Annotated in this window: 15 protein-coding genes; 8 read left to right on the top strand and 7 right to left on the bottom strand. The window is 73.8% G+C overall.

Features of this window, described 5'->3' with window-relative positions:
- Positions 1-31: 31 nt before the first annotated feature.
- Positions 32-445 (bottom strand): spore wall synthesis regulator SsgD, encoded by a 414-nt coding sequence (locus tag OHB09_RS28020; protein WP_006139864.1) that lies wholly within the window; start codon positions 443-445, stop codon positions 32-34.
- A gap of 328 nt (positions 446-773) precedes the next feature.
- On the opposite strand from OHB09_RS28020, the gene OHB09_RS28025 reads away from it, so the two are divergent.
- From OHB09_RS28025 to OHB09_RS28045, 5 genes are all read left to right on the top strand, one after another.
- A complete protein-coding gene (locus tag OHB09_RS28025) occupies positions 774-1,097 on the top strand; it encodes a plasmid stabilization protein (RefSeq protein WP_093592882.1) in 324 nt (107 codons plus the stop codon).
- A 34-nt stretch (positions 1,098-1,131) separates the two neighbouring features.
- Positions 1,132-1,830, top strand: a complete 699-nt coding sequence (locus OHB09_RS28030) for an endonuclease V (RefSeq protein WP_191851786.1) — start codon at positions 1,132-1,134, stop codon at positions 1,828-1,830.
- Positions 1,831-2,208: 378 nt separating this feature from the next.
- Positions 2,209-3,393, top strand: a complete 1,185-nt coding sequence (locus tag OHB09_RS28035) for a CaiB/BaiF CoA transferase family protein (RefSeq protein WP_328922734.1) — start codon at positions 2,209-2,211, stop codon at positions 3,391-3,393.
- Positions 3,390-4,604, top strand: coding sequence for an acetyl-CoA C-acetyltransferase (locus OHB09_RS28040; RefSeq protein WP_328922735.1), 1,215 nt, complete (start codon positions 3,390-3,392; stop codon positions 4,602-4,604). The genes OHB09_RS28035 and OHB09_RS28040 overlap by 4 nt, the downstream gene beginning before the upstream one ends.
- Positions 4,605-4,645: 41 nt before the next feature.
- Positions 4,646-6,826, top strand: a complete 2,181-nt coding sequence (locus OHB09_RS28045) for a 3-hydroxyacyl-CoA dehydrogenase NAD-binding domain-containing protein (RefSeq protein WP_167793992.1) — start codon at positions 4,646-4,648, stop codon at positions 6,824-6,826.
- A gap of 79 nt (positions 6,827-6,905) precedes the next feature.
- On the opposite strand, the gene OHB09_RS28050 is transcribed toward OHB09_RS28045, so the two are convergent.
- The 4 genes from OHB09_RS28050 to OHB09_RS28065 all read right to left on the bottom strand — a co-directional run bounded on the left by OHB09_RS28050 (position 6,906) and on the right by OHB09_RS28065 (position 12,133).
- Positions 6,906-8,393 (bottom strand): M1 family metallopeptidase, encoded by a 1,488-nt coding sequence (locus OHB09_RS28050; protein ID WP_328922736.1) that lies wholly within the window; start codon positions 8,391-8,393, stop codon positions 6,906-6,908.
- A 169-nt stretch (positions 8,394-8,562) separates the two neighbouring features.
- On the bottom strand, positions 8,563-10,944 hold the full coding sequence (locus OHB09_RS28055; RefSeq protein WP_328918296.1) for a Tex family protein: 2,382 nt from the start codon (positions 10,942-10,944) through the stop codon (positions 8,563-8,565).
- A 142-nt stretch (positions 10,945-11,086) separates the two neighbouring features.
- On the bottom strand, positions 11,087-11,212 hold the full coding sequence (locus OHB09_RS28060; protein ID WP_259297165.1) for an LPFR motif small protein: 126 nt from the start codon (positions 11,210-11,212) through the stop codon (positions 11,087-11,089).
- A 54-nt stretch (positions 11,213-11,266) separates the two neighbouring features.
- A complete protein-coding gene (locus OHB09_RS28065; protein WP_093592873.1) occupies positions 11,267-12,133 on the bottom strand; it encodes an SCO6745 family protein in 867 nt (288 codons plus the stop codon).
- 147 nt (positions 12,134-12,280) lie between these two features.
- On the opposite strand from OHB09_RS28065, the gene OHB09_RS28070 reads away from it, so the two are divergent.
- Together OHB09_RS28070 and OHB09_RS28075 are read left to right on the top strand one after the other, a co-directional pair.
- Positions 12,281-13,291: a GlxA family transcriptional regulator gene (locus OHB09_RS28070; protein ID WP_328918295.1), complete on the top strand. Its 1,011-nt coding sequence runs from the start codon at positions 12,281-12,283 to the stop codon at positions 13,289-13,291.
- Positions 13,292-13,324: 33 nt separating this feature from the next.
- The gene (locus tag OHB09_RS28075; protein ID WP_328922737.1) at positions 13,325-13,960 is read left to right on the top strand and encodes a DJ-1/PfpI family protein; all 636 of its coding nucleotides are present in this window, start codon (positions 13,325-13,327) and stop codon (positions 13,958-13,960) included.
- 24 nt (positions 13,961-13,984) lie between these two features.
- On the opposite strand, the gene OHB09_RS28080 is transcribed toward OHB09_RS28075, so the two are convergent.
- Positions 13,985-14,755: an enoyl-CoA hydratase/isomerase family protein gene (locus OHB09_RS28080; protein ID WP_328923070.1), complete on the bottom strand. Its 771-nt coding sequence runs from the start codon at positions 14,753-14,755 to the stop codon at positions 13,985-13,987.
- A 152-nt stretch (positions 14,756-14,907) separates the two neighbouring features.
- On the opposite strand from OHB09_RS28080, the gene OHB09_RS28085 reads away from it, so the two are divergent.
- On the top strand, positions 14,908-15,450 hold the full coding sequence (locus OHB09_RS28085) for an ATP-binding protein (RefSeq protein WP_093592863.1): 543 nt from the start codon (positions 14,908-14,910) through the stop codon (positions 15,448-15,450).
- Between the two features lie 44 nt (positions 15,451-15,494).
- Here OHB09_RS28085 and idi read toward each other — a convergent pair whose 3' ends face one another.
- Positions 15,495-16,088: an isopentenyl-diphosphate Delta-isomerase gene (gene idi / locus OHB09_RS28090; protein ID WP_006139877.1), complete on the bottom strand. Its 594-nt coding sequence runs from the start codon at positions 16,086-16,088 to the stop codon at positions 15,495-15,497.
- Positions 16,089-16,143: the final 55 nt, after the last annotated feature.

Genomic DNA, 16,143 nt, shown 5'->3' on the forward strand with positions numbered 1-16,143 from the left:
GGGCAGGGAAACCGAGGAGGGGCGGACCGCCTCAGGCCTCGCGCATCAGCTCCGCCAGATCGCGGTCCAGGTCGACCTGTTGGTGTTCGAGGCCCACCGGCACCAGCTCCGCCGCCCTGCGCAGGAAGCTGCGCACGTCCCGCGAGTGCACGTGGACCACGGCCGTGCCCTCGGGCGCGTGGAACTCCAGCACCGTCCGGTCGTAGCCGTACGGCCGCACCCGCACGTCGCCCTCGCCCTCCGCGCGCTCCAGACCGCTCGCGAGCAGCTCCCGCGCGAACGTCCAGCACACGTCCACGCCTTCCAGCGTGGCCGGCGCGGGGAAGGTCATGCGGACCGCGAACGGGTCGGCGCGGTCGTAGTGGAGCGCGGCGGGGATGCTCGACATCCGAGGCGCGGCGGCGACCAGGCGTGCCTCGACGGGCTGCTCTATGACGGTGGACATCGCCTTGCTCCCTTGTGGTGGGCTGGACGGGCTCCCGGTGGCCAGAACCCGTCGACCGAAAAGACGCCGGAACCGGCCGTTCCGTGCACACGAGACGCGAGTGACCTCTGTCACCGAGTCCAATCACCGGGGCGCGTGTTCCGCAGAGTGATCCACACCTCGTCCGAAGGACGCCGTGACATGACAGAAGGACACCTCCCGGCGCCTCCCGGTTCCCACCCGGGCGCAACAGGCCCGGGCGGCCCCACGCGTTCCGGCCCGCGCGGGGCTTGCCCGGCCGAGGCGGGGTACCCGCTTCGCACGATGTCCCGAAAGGAAGTGAACGTCCATGCCCAGCGGGTCGAGCCCGAAGCGTGAACGCCAGTACGAGCACATCAAGAAGAGCGCCGAGGACCGCGGCGAGAACACCGGGCGCGCGAAGGAGATCGCCGCCCGCACGGTGAACAAGGAGCGCGCCCGGTCGGGCGAGGCCAGGTCGGCGAGCAGGACCTCGACGCAGGACATGTCCTCGGGCGAGCGGGGCGGTCGGCGGTCCGGCAAGGGCGCGCAGGGGCCGACGTACGAGCAGCTCTACCAAGAGGCCAGGAAGAAGAACGTGCACGGCCGTTCGGACATGAACAAGGCGCAGCTCCAGCGGGCCCTCGGCAAGTGAGCGCGGCCCGCGGGGCCGTACCCTCGTCGGCATCATGACGACCGTACGCATCCCCGCGGGCCCTCCCGTCCCCGCCACCGTGGAAGAAGCCCTCGCCGTCCAGGACGCGCTGCGCGGCGAGGTGATCCTGGACGAGCCCGGACCGCCGCCGGGGACCGGCAGGGTGACGGGTGTGGACGTCGCCTACGACGACGCGCGCGACGTCGTCGCCGCGGCGGCCGTCGTCCTCGACGCGGCCACACTGGAGCCCCTCGCCGAGGCCACCGCCGTCGGCGAGGTCGCCTTCCCCTACGTGCCCGGCCTGCTGGCGTTCCGTGAGATCCCCGCCGTGCTGGCCGCCCTGCGGGCGCTGCCCTGCGACCCCGGCCTCGTCGTGTGCGACGGGTACGGGCGCGCCCACCCCCGCCGCTTCGGGCTCGCCTGTCACCTCGGCGTGCTGACCGGACTCCCGGTCCTCGGCGTCGCGAAGAACCCCTTCACCTTCACCCACGAGCCCCCGGCCGCACCGCGCGGCAGCGCGAGCCCCCTGCTCGCCGAGGACGGCGAGGAGGTGGGCCGCGCCCTGCGCACCCGGGCCGGCGTCAAGCCGGTCTTCGTGTCGGCGGGCCACCGGGTCGGCCTCGACAACGCCTGCGCGCACACCCTGGCCCTGACGCCCCGGTACCGCCTCCCCGAGACGACCCGCAGGGCGGACAGGCTCTGCCGCGAGGCCCTGGCGGCGGCGACCTCCTAGGGCCCTTCGTCCGGATCATCCCGGCGTCGCGGGGCCCGGCACGCCCGCCCGCGGCGTTGTCGTCGGTTGCCAGGACTCCGCCCTGGCGCCCTCCTCCGTCCTGCGGCCGCACGCACCGGACCCCGCTCAGGTCGGCCGAGGACGCACCGCGCCTCCCAGCCCGCCTGATCCGAACGAAGGGCCCAGGGCCAGGGCGCCCGCCAGGGGGGGGCGGGGCCGTGGCGACGTGCGGCTCCTCGGCGGGGGCGCGAACTTTCGCGCCGACGTGGGGGTGGGCTCCCCGGGACGGGTAGGGCTGCAGGGGGCGCGCGGAATCGCGCCCCGTGTCCTACCCTGGACCCACCAGTGACCAAGCGCTTGCTCGCCCCCGAGGATTCCATGCCAGGAGCACCGACCCCGCCCGCACCGCCGCCCTTCGAGGGCCCGCTCACCGGTGTCCGCGTCGTGGAACTCGCCGGCATCGGCCCCGCGCCCTTCGCCGCCATGCTCCTCGCCGACCTCGGCGCCGACGTCGTCCGCGTGGACCGCCCCGGGGGACCCGGCCTCGGCATCGACCCCGCCCTCGACGTCACCAACCGCGGCAAGCGCTCCGTCGTCCTCGACCTGAAGTCCCCCGAAGGCCCCGCGCGCGTCCTCGACCTGGCCGCCCGCGCCGACATCCTCCTGGAGGGCTACCGCCCCGGCGTCGCCGAACGGCTCGGCGTCGGCCCCGCCGACTGCCACGCCCGCGACCCCCGCCTCGTCTACGGCCGGATGACCGGCTGGGGCCAGGAAGGCCCCCTCGCCGACCGGGCCGGCCACGACCTCGCCTACCTCGCCCGCACCGGCGCCCTCGGCATGACCGGCGAGCCCGGCCGCCCGCCCGTCGCCCCCGCCAACCTCCTCGGCGACTACGCGGGCGGCTCCCTCTACCTCGTCGTCGGCTGCCTCGCCGCGCTGCACCACGCCCGGGCCACCGGCACCGGCCAGGTCGTGGACGCCGCCATCGTCGACGGCGCCGTCCACCTCACCGCGATGCTCCACGGCATGCTCGCCGCCGGTGCCTGGCAGGACCTGCGCGGCGCCAACCTCCTCGACGGCGGCTGCCCGTTCTACGGCACCTACGAGACCTCAGACGGCCGGTACATGGCGGTGGGCGCCCTGGAGGAACGGTTCTACGCCGAGTTCACCGACCTCCTCGGGGTGAGCCGGCCGCTTCCGCCGCGCGAGGACCCGGCCCGCTGGCCCGAGCTGCGGACCGCCGTCGCCGCCCGCTTCCGCACCCGCACGCGGGAGGAGTGGACCGAGGTGTTCGCCGGCTCCGACGCCTGCGTGGCCCCCGTCCTCTCGCTGCGCGAGGCACCGAAGGACCCGCACCTCGCCGCGCGCGGTACCTTCACCGACCACGGCGGCCTCACCCAGCCGGCCCCCGCGCCCCGCTTCTCCGCGACCCCCACGGCCGTACGGAGCGGACCCGCGCTGCCGGGTGCCGACACGGCCGCCGTCGCACGAGACTGGAACCTGCCGCACCTCGTCACCGACGCCCCCCGACCCCCGCACGACTCCCGAAAGGTCCGCCCGTGAGCACCGAAGCGTACGTCTACGACGCGATCCGCACCCCGCGTGGCCGGGGCAAGGCCGACGGAGCCCTGCACGGCACCAAACCCGTCGACCTCGTCACCGGCCTCATCCACGAGCTGCGGGCCCGCTTCCCCGGACTCGACCCGGCCGCCGTCGACGACATCGTCCTCGGCGTCGTCGGCCCGGTCGGCGACCAGGGTTCCGACATCGCCCGGATCGCCGCGATCGCCGCCGGGCTGCCCGACACCGTGGCCGGTGTACAGGAGAACCGCTTCTGCGCCTCCGGGCTCGAAGCGGTCAACATGGCCGCCGCCAAGGTGCGTTCCGGCTGGGAGGACCTGGTGCTCGCGGGCGGCGTGGAGTCGATGTCCCGGGTGCCGATGGCCAGCGACGGCGGCGCCTGGTTCGCCGACCCGATGACCAACCTCGCCACGAACTTCGTCCCCCAGGGCATCGGCGCCGACCTCATCGCCACGATCGAGGGCTTCTCCCGGCGCGAGGTCGACGAGTACGCCGCCCTCTCCCAGGAGCGCGCCGCGACCGCCTGGAAGGAGGGCCGCTTCGAGCGGTCCGTCGTCCCCGTCAAGGACCGCGCCGGCCTCACCGTCCTCGACCACGACGAGCACCTGCGCCCCGGCACCACCGCCGACTCCCTGGCCAGGCTGAAGCCCTCCTTCGCCGACATCGGCGACCTCGGCGGCTTCGACGCCGTCGCGCTGCAGAAGTACCACTGGGTGGAGAGGATCGACCACGTCCACCACGCGGGCAACTCCTCCGGCATCGTGGACGGTTCCGCGCTCGTCGCGATCGGCTCCAGGGAGATCGGCGAGCGCTACGGCCTCACCCCGCGCGCCCGGATCGTCTCCGCCGCCGTCTCCGGCTCCGAGCCGACGATCATGCTCACCGGCCCCGCCCCCGCCACCCGCAAGGCGCTGGCCCGCGCCGGGCTCACCATCGACGACATCGACCTCGTCGAGATCAACGAGGCCTTCGCGGCCGTGGTCCTCCGCTTCGTCAAGGACATGGGCCTGTCCCTCGACAAGGTCAACGTCAACGGCGGCGCCATCGCGCTGGGCCACCCGCTCGGCGCCACCGGCGCCATGATCCTCGGCACGCTCGTCGACGAACTCGAGCGCCAGGACAAGCGGTACGGCCTCGCCACCCTCTGCGTGGGCGGCGGCATGGGCATCGCCACCATCGTCGAGCGCGTCTGACCCCTCCCGACGGATCACCCGATCACCTGGAGCACCCCCGCATGAGCACCGAAGCCACCACCATCCGCTGGGAGCAGGACGACACCGGCATCGTCACCCTCGTCCTCGACGACCCCACCCAGTCCGCGAACACCATGAACGCGGCGTTCCGCGCCTCCCTGGCCGCCATCGCCGACCGCCTGGAGGCCGAGAAGGACGGCATCCGCGGCGTCGTCCTCACCTCCGCGAAGAAGACCTTCTTCGCCGGCGGCGACCTGCGCGACCTGATCCGCGTCACGTCCGCCGACGCCCAGGCGGTCTTCGAGAACAGCATGGCGATCAAGCGGAACCTGCGCCGCATCGAGACCCTCGGCAAGCCGGTCGTCGCCGCGCTCAACGGCGCCGCCCTGGGCGGCGGTTACGAGATCGCCCTCGCCTGCCACCACCGCGTCGCCCTGGACGCCCCCGGCTCCCGGATCGGCTGCCCCGAGGTCACCCTCGGCCTGCTCCCCGGGGGCGGCGGCGTCGTCCGCACGGTCAGGATGCTCGGCATCGCCGACGCCCTGCTCAAGGTCCTCCTCCAGGGCACCCAGTACACCCCGCGCCGGGCGGCGGAGCACGGCCTGGTCGACGAGGTCGCCGACAGCCCCGAGGACATGCTCGCCAGGGCCCGCGCCTTCATCGACGCCCACCCCGAGTCCGCCCAGCCCTGGGACGAACCCGGCCACCGCATCCCCGGCGGCACCCCCGCCAACCCCAAGTTCGCGGCCAACCTGCCCGCCTTCCCGGCCAACCTGCGCAAGCAGACGGGCGGGGCGCCCTACCCGGCCCCGCGCAACATCATGGCCGCCGCCGTCGAGGGCTCCCAGGTCGACTTCGAGACCGCGCAGGTCATCGAGGCCCGCTACTTCGTCGACCTGGCCGTGGGACAGACCGCGAAGAACATGATCCAGGCGTTCTTCTTCGACCTCCAGGCCGTCAACTCCGGCGCCAACCGGCCCAAGGGCGTCGCCCGGCGCGAGGTGCGCAAGGTCGCCGTCCTCGGGGCCGGGATGATGGGCGCGGGCATCGCCTACTCCTGCGCCCGCGCGGGCATCGAGGTGATGCTCAAGGACGTGTCCCTGGAAGCCGCCGTCAAGGGCAAGGGGTACAGCGAGAAGCTGTGCGCCAAGGCCGTCTCGCGCGGCCGCACCACCCAGGACAAGGCCGACGCGCTGCTCGCCCGGATCACGCCCACCGCCGAGGCGGCCGACCTCGCCGGGTGCGACGCGGTGATCGAGGCGGTGTTCGAGGACACCTCGCTCAAGCACAAGGTGTTCCAGGAGGTCCAGCAGGTCGTCGCCCCCGACGCGCTGCTGTGCTCCAACACCTCCACGCTGCCCATCACCGCCCTCGCCGAGGGCGTCGAGCGCCAGAGCGACTTCATCGGGCTGCACTTCTTCTCACCCGTCGACAAGATGCCTCTGGTCGAGATCATCAAGGGGGAGCGGACCGGGGAGGAGGCACTGGCCCGCGCCTTCGACCTCGTCCGGCAGATCAACAAGACGCCCATCGTCGTCAACGACTCGCGCGGCTTCTTCACCTCGCGCGTCATCGGGCACTTCCTCAACGAGGGCGTGGCGATGGTCGGCGAGGGCATCGAGCCCGCCTCCGTCGAGCAGGCCGCGGCGCAGGCCGGCTACCCGGCGAAGGTGCTCTCCCTCATGGACGAGCTCACGCTCACCCTCCCGCGCAAGATCCGCACCGAGACGCGGCGCGCGGTGGAGGAGGCGGGCGGCACCTGGACCGCGCACCCCGCCGAGGCCGTCGTCGACCGCATGGTCGACGAGTTCGGGCGGACCGGGCGCGGCGGCGGCGCGGGCTTCTACGAGTACGGCGAGGACGGCCGCCGGGGCGCCCTGTGGCCCGGGCTGCGCGAGCACTTCACCAAGCCCGGGCACGAGATCCCGTTCCGCGACATGCAGGAACGCATGCTGTTCGCGGAGGCGCTGGACACCGTGCGGCTGCTGGACGAGGGGGTGCTGACCTCGGTCGCCGACGCCAACATCGGGTCGATCTTCGGCATCGGTTTCCCGGGCTGGACCGGCGGCGTGCTGAGTTACGTCAACGGCTACGAGGGCGGCCTGCCCGGGTTCGTCGCGCGGGCGCGGGAGCTGGCCGAGCGGTACGGGGAGCGGTTCGCACCGCCGGCGTCCCTGGTGGCCAGGGCGGAGCGGGGCGAACGGTTCGAGGACGCGGGCTGAGACGCGAGCCCCGCGCCCCCTTGGCAGGGGCGCGGGGCCGTATCGCCATGCGGCTCCGCCGCGTGGGTGCGAGCAGCCCTCACCCGGCGTGCACGTCGTTCGTCGCCTGGATCTTCGTCCACGACGCGGGCCGCACGGGGGCCGTACCCCGTGCCGAGGCCGAGGCCACCGCCGGCTGCGCGGGCCGCACCGTGTCGTACAGCCACGTGTCGAACAGCGCCTTCAGCGAACGCCCGGCCACCCCCTCCGCGTACGCCCGGAACTCGCCCACCGACGCGTTCCCGTACGCGTGGCTCTTCGGCCATCCCTTGAGGATCGCGAAGAACGTCTCGTCGCCGACCGCGTTCCGCAGCGCCTGCACCGCGAGCGCCCCGCGGTCGTACACGGCCGCGGCGAACTGGTTGTCCGGCCCCGGGTCCCCGGGCGCGACCGTCCAGAACGGGTCGTCGGCCGGGTGCGAGGCGTAGGTGTAGTCGGCCAGTTCCTGGGCCGTCCCCTCGCCCTCGTGCTCCGACCAGAGCCACTGCGCGTAGCGGGCGAAGCCCTCGTTGAGCCAGATGTCCTTCCAGCCGGCGATCGACACGTCGTCGCCGTACCACTGGTGGGCCAGCTCGTGCACCACGACCGAGGTGTTGGACCCGCCCGCGAACTGCTTCGGCGAGTAGTAGACCCGCGTCTGGGTCTCCAGCGCGTACCCGGTGGTCGTGTTCGGCACGTAGCCGCCGGCCGAGGAGAAGGGGTACGGGCCGAGGTAGCCGCTCAGCCAGTCCACGATCTCACCGGTCCGCTCGACGCTCGCCCGGGCGGCCCCGTCGTTGTCGCCGAGGTCCTTGCTGTAGGCGTTGAGGACCGGGACGCCGCCGTCGGAGGTAGCGGTGGTGACGTCGAAGCGGCCGAGGGCGAGAGTGGTCAGGTAGGTCGCCTGGGGCTTGTTCTGCCGCCAGTTGTAGCGGGTCCAGCCGCGCTGTGAACTCGTCGACTGCAGCGTCCCGTTGGAGAGGGCCTGGGTGCCGTCGGGGACGGCGACCGAGACGTCGTAGGTGGCCTTGTCGCTCGGGTGGTCGTTGCTGGGGAACCACCACCACGCCGCCTCGGGCTCGTCCGCCGCGATCGCCCCGTCCGGGGTGCGGTGCCAGGTGGTGAAGCCGTAGGCGCTCTTCGTCGAGGGCACCCCGCTGTAGCGGACGACGACGGTCACGGGCGTGTCCTTGGCCAGCGGGCTCTTCGGGGTGATCTCCAGTTCGTGCTCACCGGAGGTGGCGAACCTCGCCGCGTTGCCGTTGACCCGCACCTCGCTGACGTCGAGCAGGAAGTCGAGGTTGAAACGGTTGAGGCTCTGCGTGGTGCGGGCCGAGATCGTGGCGGTGCCCGAGAGCTCGTCGGTCGAGGGCCGGTAGGTCAGCCGCAGGTCGTAGTGGGAGACGTCGTAGCCGCCGTTGCCGTAGTACGGGTAGTAGGGGTCGCCGATACCCGGCGCCCCGGGTGAGGCCTCGGCCGCCGATGCCGGGATCGCCAGCAGGAGGGAGGCGGCGGCGAGCGCGCCCGGGGCGATGAGTCTGCGGTGCACGGGAACTCCAAGTCGTGGGGGTCCGGGGTCCGTTGAACCGTTCGGAGCCTATTGAGTCCCCTGCGGGGGCGTGGTGTCCATGGGGCCCCCGCCACACGATCGCCATCCGGCCGTCACAGTCCCCGTGGCGCGCGGCCCGCGCGCCACGGGGACTGTGACGGCCGTGCGGTCAGCGCCCCTTGGGGTTCACCAGCCCGGCCCGGCGCAGGGCGTCCGCCATCGCGCTGTTGGCGGGCGCCGCCTGGCGCGGGGCGGCGCCGCCCCGCTTGCCACCGCCGCCGCCCTGGCGCGGCTGCGGGGCCCGTCCGGCCCGCTGCGGCCGCCCCCCGCCCGCCGAGGGGGCACCGGCCGCGGCCTCGTCGTCGAGGCGCAGCGTCAGCGAGATCCGCTTGCGCGGGATGTCGACGTCGAGCACCTTCACCTTCACGATGTCGCCCGGCTTCACCACGTCCCGGGGGTCCTTCACGAACGTCTTCGACATCGCCGAGACGTGCACCAGGCCGTCCTGGTGCACACCGACGTCCACGAACGCCCCGAAGGCCGCCACGTTCGTCACCACGCCCTCCAGGACCATCCCCGGGGTCAGGTCGGAGATCTTCTCCACGCCGTCCCTGAAGACGGCCGTCCTGAAGGCCGGGCGCGGGTCGCGCCCCGGCTTCTCCAGCTCCCTGAGGATGTCGGAGACGGTGGGCAGACCGAAGGTGTCGTCCACGAAGTCCTGCGGCCGCAGCGAGCGCAGCACTCCCGTGTTGCCGATCAGCGCGGCCACCTCGCTGCCCGCCGTCTTCACCATCCGCCGCACCACGGGGTACGCCTCGGGGTGCACGCTGGAGGAGTCCAGCGGGTCCTCGCCGCCGCGGATGCGCAGGAAGCCCGCGCACTGCTCGTACGCCTTCGGGCCGAGCCGCGCCACCTTCTTGAGCTGCGCGCGGGAGGTGAACGGGCCGTTGGTGTCCCGGTGGGTGACGATGTTCTCGGCGAGGCCGGAGGTGATGCCGGAGACGCGGGCCAGTAGCGGCGCGGAGGCCGTGTTGACGTCCACGCCCACGCCGTTCACGCAGTCCTCCACCACCGCGTCCAGCGAGCGCGAGAGCTTCACCTCGGAGAGGTCGTGCTGGTACTGGCCGACGCCGATCGACTTGGGGTCGATCTTCACCAGCTCGGCCAGCGGGTCCTGCAGCCGGCGTGCGATGGAGACGGCGCCCCGCAGCGAGACGTCCATGTCCGGCAGCTCCTGCGAGGCGAAGGCCGAGGCCGAGTACACCGAGGCGCCCGCCTCCGAGACCATGACCTTGGTGAGCTTCAACTCCGGGTGCTTGGCGATGAGTTCACCGGCGAGCTTGTCGGTCTCGCGGGAGGCCGTGCCGTTGCCGATCGCGATCAGCTCGACCGCGTGCTCCTTCGCCAGCCGCGCCAGCTTCGCCAGCGCCTCGTCCCACCGGTTGGCCGGCACGTGCGGGTGGATGACGTCGGTGGCGACGACCTTGCCGGTCGCGTCCACCACCGCGACCTTCACGCCGGTACGGAAACCGGGGTCCAGGCCGAGCGTGGCGCGCGTGCCGGCCGGGGCGGCGAGCAGCAGGTCGCGCAGGTTGGCCGCGAAGACCCGCACCGCCTCGTCCTCGGCGGTCGTCCGCAGCCGCAGCCTCAGATCGATGCCCAGGTGGACGAGGATGCGGGTGCGCCAGGCCCAGCGGACGGTGTCCTTGAGCCACTTGTCGGCCGGCCGGCCCTTGTCGGCGATCCCGAACCGCGAGGCGACGATCCCCTCGTACGACGACGGGGCGGACGGCGTCTCGGAGGGCTCCTCCGGCTCCAGGACGAGGTCGAGGACCTCCTCCTTCTCGCCGCGCAGCAGCGCCAGGACGCGGTGCGAGGGCAGTTCGGTGAACGGCTCGGTGAAGTCGAAGTAGTCGGCGAACTTGGCGCCCGCCTCCTCCTTGCCGGGGCGCACCTTGGCGGCCAGCCGGCCCCGCACCCACATGCGCTCGCGCAGCTCGCCGATCAGGTCGGCGTCCTCCGAGAAGCGCTCGGTCAGGATGGCCCGGGCACCGTCCAGCGCGGCCTGCGGGTCGGCGACGCCCTTGTCCGCGTCGACGAACGCGGTGGCCGCGGCGAGCGGGTCGACCGAGGGGTCCCCGAGCAGGCCCTCCGCCAGCGGTTCGAGCCCCGCCTCGCGGGCGATCTGTGCCTTGGTGCGGCGCTTGGGCTTGTAGGGGAGGTAGATGTCCTCCAGCCGCGCCTTCGTCTCGGCGCCGAGGATCCGCGCCCGCAGTTCCTCGGTGAGTTTGCCCTGCTCGCGCACCGACTCCAGGACCGCCGTGCGCCGCTCCTCCAGCTCGCGCAGATACCGCAGCCGCTCCTCGAGCGTGCGCAGCTGCGCATCGTCGAGCATCTCGGTGGCTTCCTTGCGGTAGCGGGCGATGAACGGCACGGTCGAACCGCCGTCGAGCAGTTCCACCGCGGCCTTCACCTGCCGCTCCCGCACGCCGAGTTCCTCGGCGATCCTGCCCTCGATCGACCCTGCCCCAGTGGTCCCGGCTGTCGTCACGTTCCCGTACCGCCTTCTCAGATCCCGGCTTGCCGGGCAATTCTTACAGGCGGCACCGACAGCGACCCGCAAGGGGCGCGGGCAGTCGCGCGGCGCACCGGAAGGCGGAGCCGGCGGGGGCGCGCGAGTGGCGCGCCCCCGTTCAGGCCCGTCGCGTACTGCTGGACGCACCTCCGAACAGGCGCGCCACCGCCCGGAACGGCAGCGTCACCACGGTCGCCACCGCCCCGCCGATCTGCCGCAACACATCCGCGATCGCTCGGAACACAGCGTTTCTCCCTTCGTCTCCCCGGCAGGCCCGCCGGGAGACATCCGGGTACCCTCAGCCCTTGCCCGTCATGCCCGCGGGGAAGGCACCCGCCGCGAGCGCCCGCCCGGCGAGCCCGCCGGCCAGCTCGGTCAGCCGCTCGACCCCGGCCGCTCCCAGGTGCGCGTAGGGCGCCCGGTCCAGCCGGTCCGTCTCCGCCTCGATCTCCCGCCGCAGCGCGGCCCCGGCCGGTGTCAGCTCGCCGTCCCCGTCCAGCAGTCCGCGCCCGCGCAGCCGCTCGACCGCCGCGTCCCACTCCGCGCGCTTCCAGCCCCGGGTGCCGAGCGCCCACTGGGGCGCCATGCCCTTGCCGGTCGCGGTGTGGCTCACCAGGGCCTCCAGCGGGTCCAGCTCCGCGGCCAGGAGGACCGCCAGATGCCCGTCGCCGCGGTGCTCGCGCAGCAGTGTGGCCGCGTGCCAGAGGGCCAGGTGCGGTTCCTCGGGCACAGGCAGCCCGGCGTGCGCCGCGTACAGGGGGCGCGCGACCGGCGTGCACGCCTGCGCGGCCACCAGTGCCAGTTCCGCCGCCTCCGCCACCTCCTCGGCGGTGCGCACCTCCTCGCCCAGCAACCGCCGCAGCGTCGCGTCGACGGCCCGCAGCCGGGCCGCGAGGACCACGGCGGGGGAGGCGGTCTCCCAGACGGCGGGCACGTGCCGGGCGACCAGCCCGGGACGGAAGTTGTAGAACGTGGCGGTCACCACCCCGGCGTCCACCGCCCCCATCGCGGCCGCGCGCGCGGCGAGATAGGCGGCCGTCGGGTCCCCGACGCCCAGCGCGGCCAGCTCCCGCCCCAGGTCGGGCGAGAAGTAGTGCGTGGAGTGCAGCGGATTGAGCCGGTTGTGGCAGCGCCGCCCGGCGCGCTCCGGCAGGGGAGAGGTCATGCCACGAGGTTACCGACTGGTCAGTACGTACGGAAGCCGGTGGCCCCCGGACGGCCGGAATCCCGTCTCCCCGGCCGCGGGGCGTGGCAGGAAAGGTGGGAAGCTCGTCATTGCGGACGTCACCGGACGCCACCGAGAATCGAGGACATGCGAAACGTCCTGGTCGTCCTGTTCGACGGTGTGCAGAGCCTCGACGTCACCGGCCCCGTGGAGGTCTTCGCGGGCGCCGAACTCCAGGCCCCCGGGACCTACCGCGTCACCACCGCCTCCCTCGACGGCGCCCCCGTGCGCACCTCCTCCGGTCTGACCCTCGTCCCCGAGGGCACCCTCGCCGAAGCCGCCGCCCCGGACACCCTCCTCGTTCCCGGCGGCAAGGGCACCCGCGCCCCCGACCCGGCCCTGCTCGACTGGCTGCGCCGCCACGGCCCCCGCGCCGGCCGCCTGGTCTCCGTGTGCACCGGCGCCCTGCTGCTCGCCGAGGCGGGCCTGCTCGAGGGGCGCCGGGTCACCACCCACTGGGCGTACTGCGAGCGGCTCGCCGGCCGGCACCCCGGTATCGACGTCGACCCCGACCCCATCTACGTCCGCGACGGACACATCGCCACCTCCGCGGGCGTGACCTCCGGCATCGACCTCGCCCTGGCCCTCGTCGAGGAGGACCTGGGACGCGAGGTCGCGCTCACCGTCGCCCGTCACCTCGTCGTCTTCCTGCGCCGCCCCGGAGGCCAGGCCCAGTTCAGCGCCCAGCTCGCGGCCCAGACCGCCCGGCGGGAGCCGCTGCGCGAGATCCAGCAATGGATCACCGAGCATCCGGCCGAGGACCTCGGGGTCGACGCCCTCGCCGCCCGCGCCCGCCTCTCGCCCCGCCACTTCGCCCGCGCCTTCCGGGCGGAGACCGGCACGACACCCGGCCGCTACGTCGACCGCGTCCGCCTCGAACACGCCCGGCGCCTGCTGGAGGACGGCACCGACGGCGTGGAGGAGGTCTCCCGCGCCAGCGGGTACGGCACGCCCGAGGCGATGCGCCGCGCCTTCGTCAGGACGCTCGGCACGGCCCCGGCCGAGTACCGCCGCCGCTTCCGCCCGCTGCCCCGCCGTGAGGCCCCGGCCGCGTCGTCGCCTTCGTCCTCACCGAGGTCCCGGCCCCTGCGTACGTGACCGCCCAGAGAACCCGAGAAGAGGAACCCCCGCATGCGCATCGCCCTCGTGCTCTTCGACCGCTTCACCGCCCTCGACATCGTCGGCCCCTACGAGATCCTCGGCCGCCTCCCGGACGCCGAGACCGTCTTCCTCGCCGAGCGGACCGGCCCCGTCCGCAACGAGAGCGGAACCCTCGCGCTCACCGCCGACCGCACCCTGGCCGACATGCCCCACCCGGACATCGTCGTGGTGCCCGGCGGCCCGGGGCAGAGCGCGCAGATGGACAACCCGGTCCTGCTGGACTGGCTGCGCACCGCCGACGCCACCAGCAGCTGGACGACCTCCGTCTGCACAGGCTCCCTTCTGCTGGCCGCCGCCGGCCTGCTGGAGGGCCGACGCGCCACCTCCCACTGGCTGGCCCTGACCGAGCTGAAGCGGCTCGGGGCCGAGCCGACGGGGGAGCGGGTGGTCACCGACGGCAAGTACGTCACCGCCGCCGGCGTCTCCTCCGGCATCGACATGGGCCTCACCCTGCTCGGCCGGATCGCCGGCGAGGAACACGCCCAGGCCGTCCAGCTCATGACCGAGTACGACCCCCGGCCGCCCTACGACGCCGGATCACCGGAGAAGGCCCCCGCCCACCTCGTCGAACGGATGCGGACCCGGAGCCGCTTCCTCCAGGCGTAGGGGGACGGGCGCGGGGCGGCCGCGTCACTCGGGCGCGGACGCCGTCGCCCGGTCCGGGGTCCACGCGAAGCGCGGCTCCCGGCGCTCCAGGAACGCGGCCACGCCCTCCGCCGCCTCACCGCTCGCCCCCGCCTGCGCGGCCCAGTACGCGTCCCGGTCCGTGCGCCCGTCGGCGAACTCCTTCGCCGCGGCCTGGGTGAGCCCCGAGCGGGCGGCCAGGACGCCGGTGAACTCCTCGACCCGCGCCCGCAGCGCGCCGGCCGGCAGCACCTCGTCCACCAGGCCGGTGCGCAGCGCCCGCCCGGCCTCGATCAACTCACCCGAGAACAGCAGGTACTTGGCGGTCGCCGGGCCCACCAGTGCGGTCAGCCGCCGGGTGGCGGAGGACGGGTAGACGATCCCCAGCCTGGCCGGCGTCACCCCGAACAGCGCGCCCTCCTCGGCGAACCGCAGGTCGCAGGCGGCCGCGAGCTGCGCCCCGCCGCCCACGCAGTGCCCCCGCACCGCGGCCAGCGTCGGCTTGGGGAAGGCGGCCAGCGCCTCCTCGGCCAGGACCGCGAGCTCCTGCGCCTCCCGCGGCGACTGCCGCAGCTCGGTGACGTCGGCGCCCGCGCAGAACGTCCCGCCCTCGCCGGTCAGCACGAGCACCCGCACGGCGGGATCGGCTGCCAGGGTGTCGAGCAGCGGTGGGAGCGCCCGCCACATGCCGGTCGTCATGGCGTTGCGCCTGACCGGATGGTGGATGACGACGGTGGCGACCGGACCGGTCGCCTCGTGCAGCAACTGGGGCTCCATGAGCATGAGCGGATGGTATCCATCCGTCCCCCAGGTGATCGGAAGCGGTCGGGAGGGCGCAGAGGGCATGCCGCTTCGGTCGGAAGCCGTCGATACCTGCTGACTTCTGTTCAGCTCCGTGGGCGGGCGGGCCGCTTCCCCACACTCGACCCGTGGTGACAATCGAGCGCGAGGACGGCGACCGGACCAGGGGCGGGGAAGGGGGCGCGGCCGGTGGCGGCACCCGCCCCGCCGAGGGAGAGGGCCCCGCGGCCGGCGGACCCCCGGGGGCGCTGCCCCACGAGGGCGTGTGGCGCTTCACGGCGCCCACCGTGGACGCCTCGGTGCCGCAGGCCCGGCGGGCCGTACGGGACCTGCTGGCCCGGCAGCGGGTCCCGGCCGCCGAGGACGTGGTCGAGGGGCTGCTGCTGATCGTCTCCGAGCTGACCACCAACGCGGTCCGGCACGCGGCACTGCTCTCCCCGACGCTCGCCGTCGAGGTGGCCGTCGGCACGGACTGGGTGCGGGTCTCGGTCGAGGACGAGCATCCCTACCGCCCCACCGCCCTGGAGACCGACCACGGGAGGACCGGCGGGCGCGGCCTGCTGCTCGTGCGTGAGATCACGCGGGAGGCGGGCGGGGCCTGCGACATGGCGCGCACGGCGAGCGGCGGCAAGGTGATCTGGGCCACCCTGCCGCTGCGTCCCCTCGTGTGACCCGCTCCGGGCTAAGGCGTCGGGGGCGGCCGCGGCGGAGGCACTCACCAGCCGGCGGTGTCCCCCGTCAGCTCCCGGACCGCCGGGCGGGCCGCGTCCAGCACGGTCATGAACCAGGCGGAGAAACGGTCCCGCGCGTGGCGCTCCGCCAGCTCGGCGGGCGTCACGAAGGCGGTCGCGCCCACCTCCTCCGGATCCGGCCGCACCGGCGACTGCACCAGACCCACGAAGAGGTGGTTGTACTCCTGCTCGACCAGGCCGGAATCGGGGTCCGGGTGGTTGTAGCGGACCGTGCCCGCCTCCGCGAGCAGCGAGGGCGAGACGCCGAGCTCCTCGTACGTCCGCCGGGCCGCCGCCGCGAAGGGCGACTCCTCGGGGTAGGGGTGGCCGCAGCAGGTGTTGGACCACACGCCGGGGGAGTGGTACTTGCCGAGCGCGCGCTGCTGGAGCAGCAAGCGGCCCCGCTCGTCGAAGAGGAACACCGAGAACGCCCGGTGCAACTGCCCCGGCGGCTGATGGGCGGCGAGCTTCTCCGCGGTGCCGATCGTGGTGCCGTCCTCGTCCACCAGCTCCAGCATGATCGCTTCCGCGGTGCCGTTCGACGCGCTGTGCGTCGCGGTGGCAGGTGTGATCGCCATACCCATCCTTCGCCTCGGTCTTCCAGCCCCAAGTCTGCCGCACGAATCCGGCACT

Origin of the sequence: Streptomyces griseoaurantiacus, assembly GCF_036189845.1 — a bacterium.
In the GTDB taxonomy this organism is placed as follows: domain Bacteria; phylum Actinomycetota; class Actinomycetes; order Streptomycetales; family Streptomycetaceae; genus Streptomyces; species Streptomyces griseoaurantiacus.

What these genes read in the sequence shown, in the direction of transcription:
- OHB09_RS28035 (WP_328922734.1), top strand. Translation starts at nt 2,209, where the DNA reads ATGCCAGGAGCACCGACCCCGCCCGCACCGCCGCCCTTCGAGGGCCCG.
- idi (WP_006139877.1), bottom strand. Translation starts at nt 16,088, where the DNA reads ATGGCGATCACACCTGCCACCGCGACGCACAGCGCGTCGAACGGCACC.
- OHB09_RS28075 (WP_328922737.1), top strand. Translation starts at nt 13,325, where the DNA reads ATGCGCATCGCCCTCGTGCTCTTCGACCGCTTCACCGCCCTCGACATC.
- OHB09_RS28080 (WP_328923070.1), bottom strand. Translation starts at nt 14,755, where the DNA reads ATGGAGCCCCAGTTGCTGCACGAGGCGACCGGTCCGGTCGCCACCGTC.
- OHB09_RS28070 (WP_328918295.1), top strand. Translation starts at nt 12,281, where the DNA reads ATGCGAAACGTCCTGGTCGTCCTGTTCGACGGTGTGCAGAGCCTCGAC.
- OHB09_RS28020 (WP_006139864.1), bottom strand. Translation starts at nt 445, where the DNA reads ATGTCCACCGTCATAGAGCAGCCCGTCGAGGCACGCCTGGTCGCCGCC.
- OHB09_RS28030 (WP_191851786.1), top strand. Translation starts at nt 1,132, where the DNA reads ATGACGACCGTACGCATCCCCGCGGGCCCTCCCGTCCCCGCCACCGTG.
- OHB09_RS28045 (WP_167793992.1), top strand. Translation starts at nt 4,646, where the DNA reads ATGAGCACCGAAGCCACCACCATCCGCTGGGAGCAGGACGACACCGGC.
- OHB09_RS28025 (WP_093592882.1), top strand. Translation starts at nt 774, where the DNA reads ATGCCCAGCGGGTCGAGCCCGAAGCGTGAACGCCAGTACGAGCACATC.
- OHB09_RS28065 (WP_093592873.1), bottom strand. Translation starts at nt 12,133, where the DNA reads ATGACCTCTCCCCTGCCGGAGCGCGCCGGGCGGCGCTGCCACAACCGG.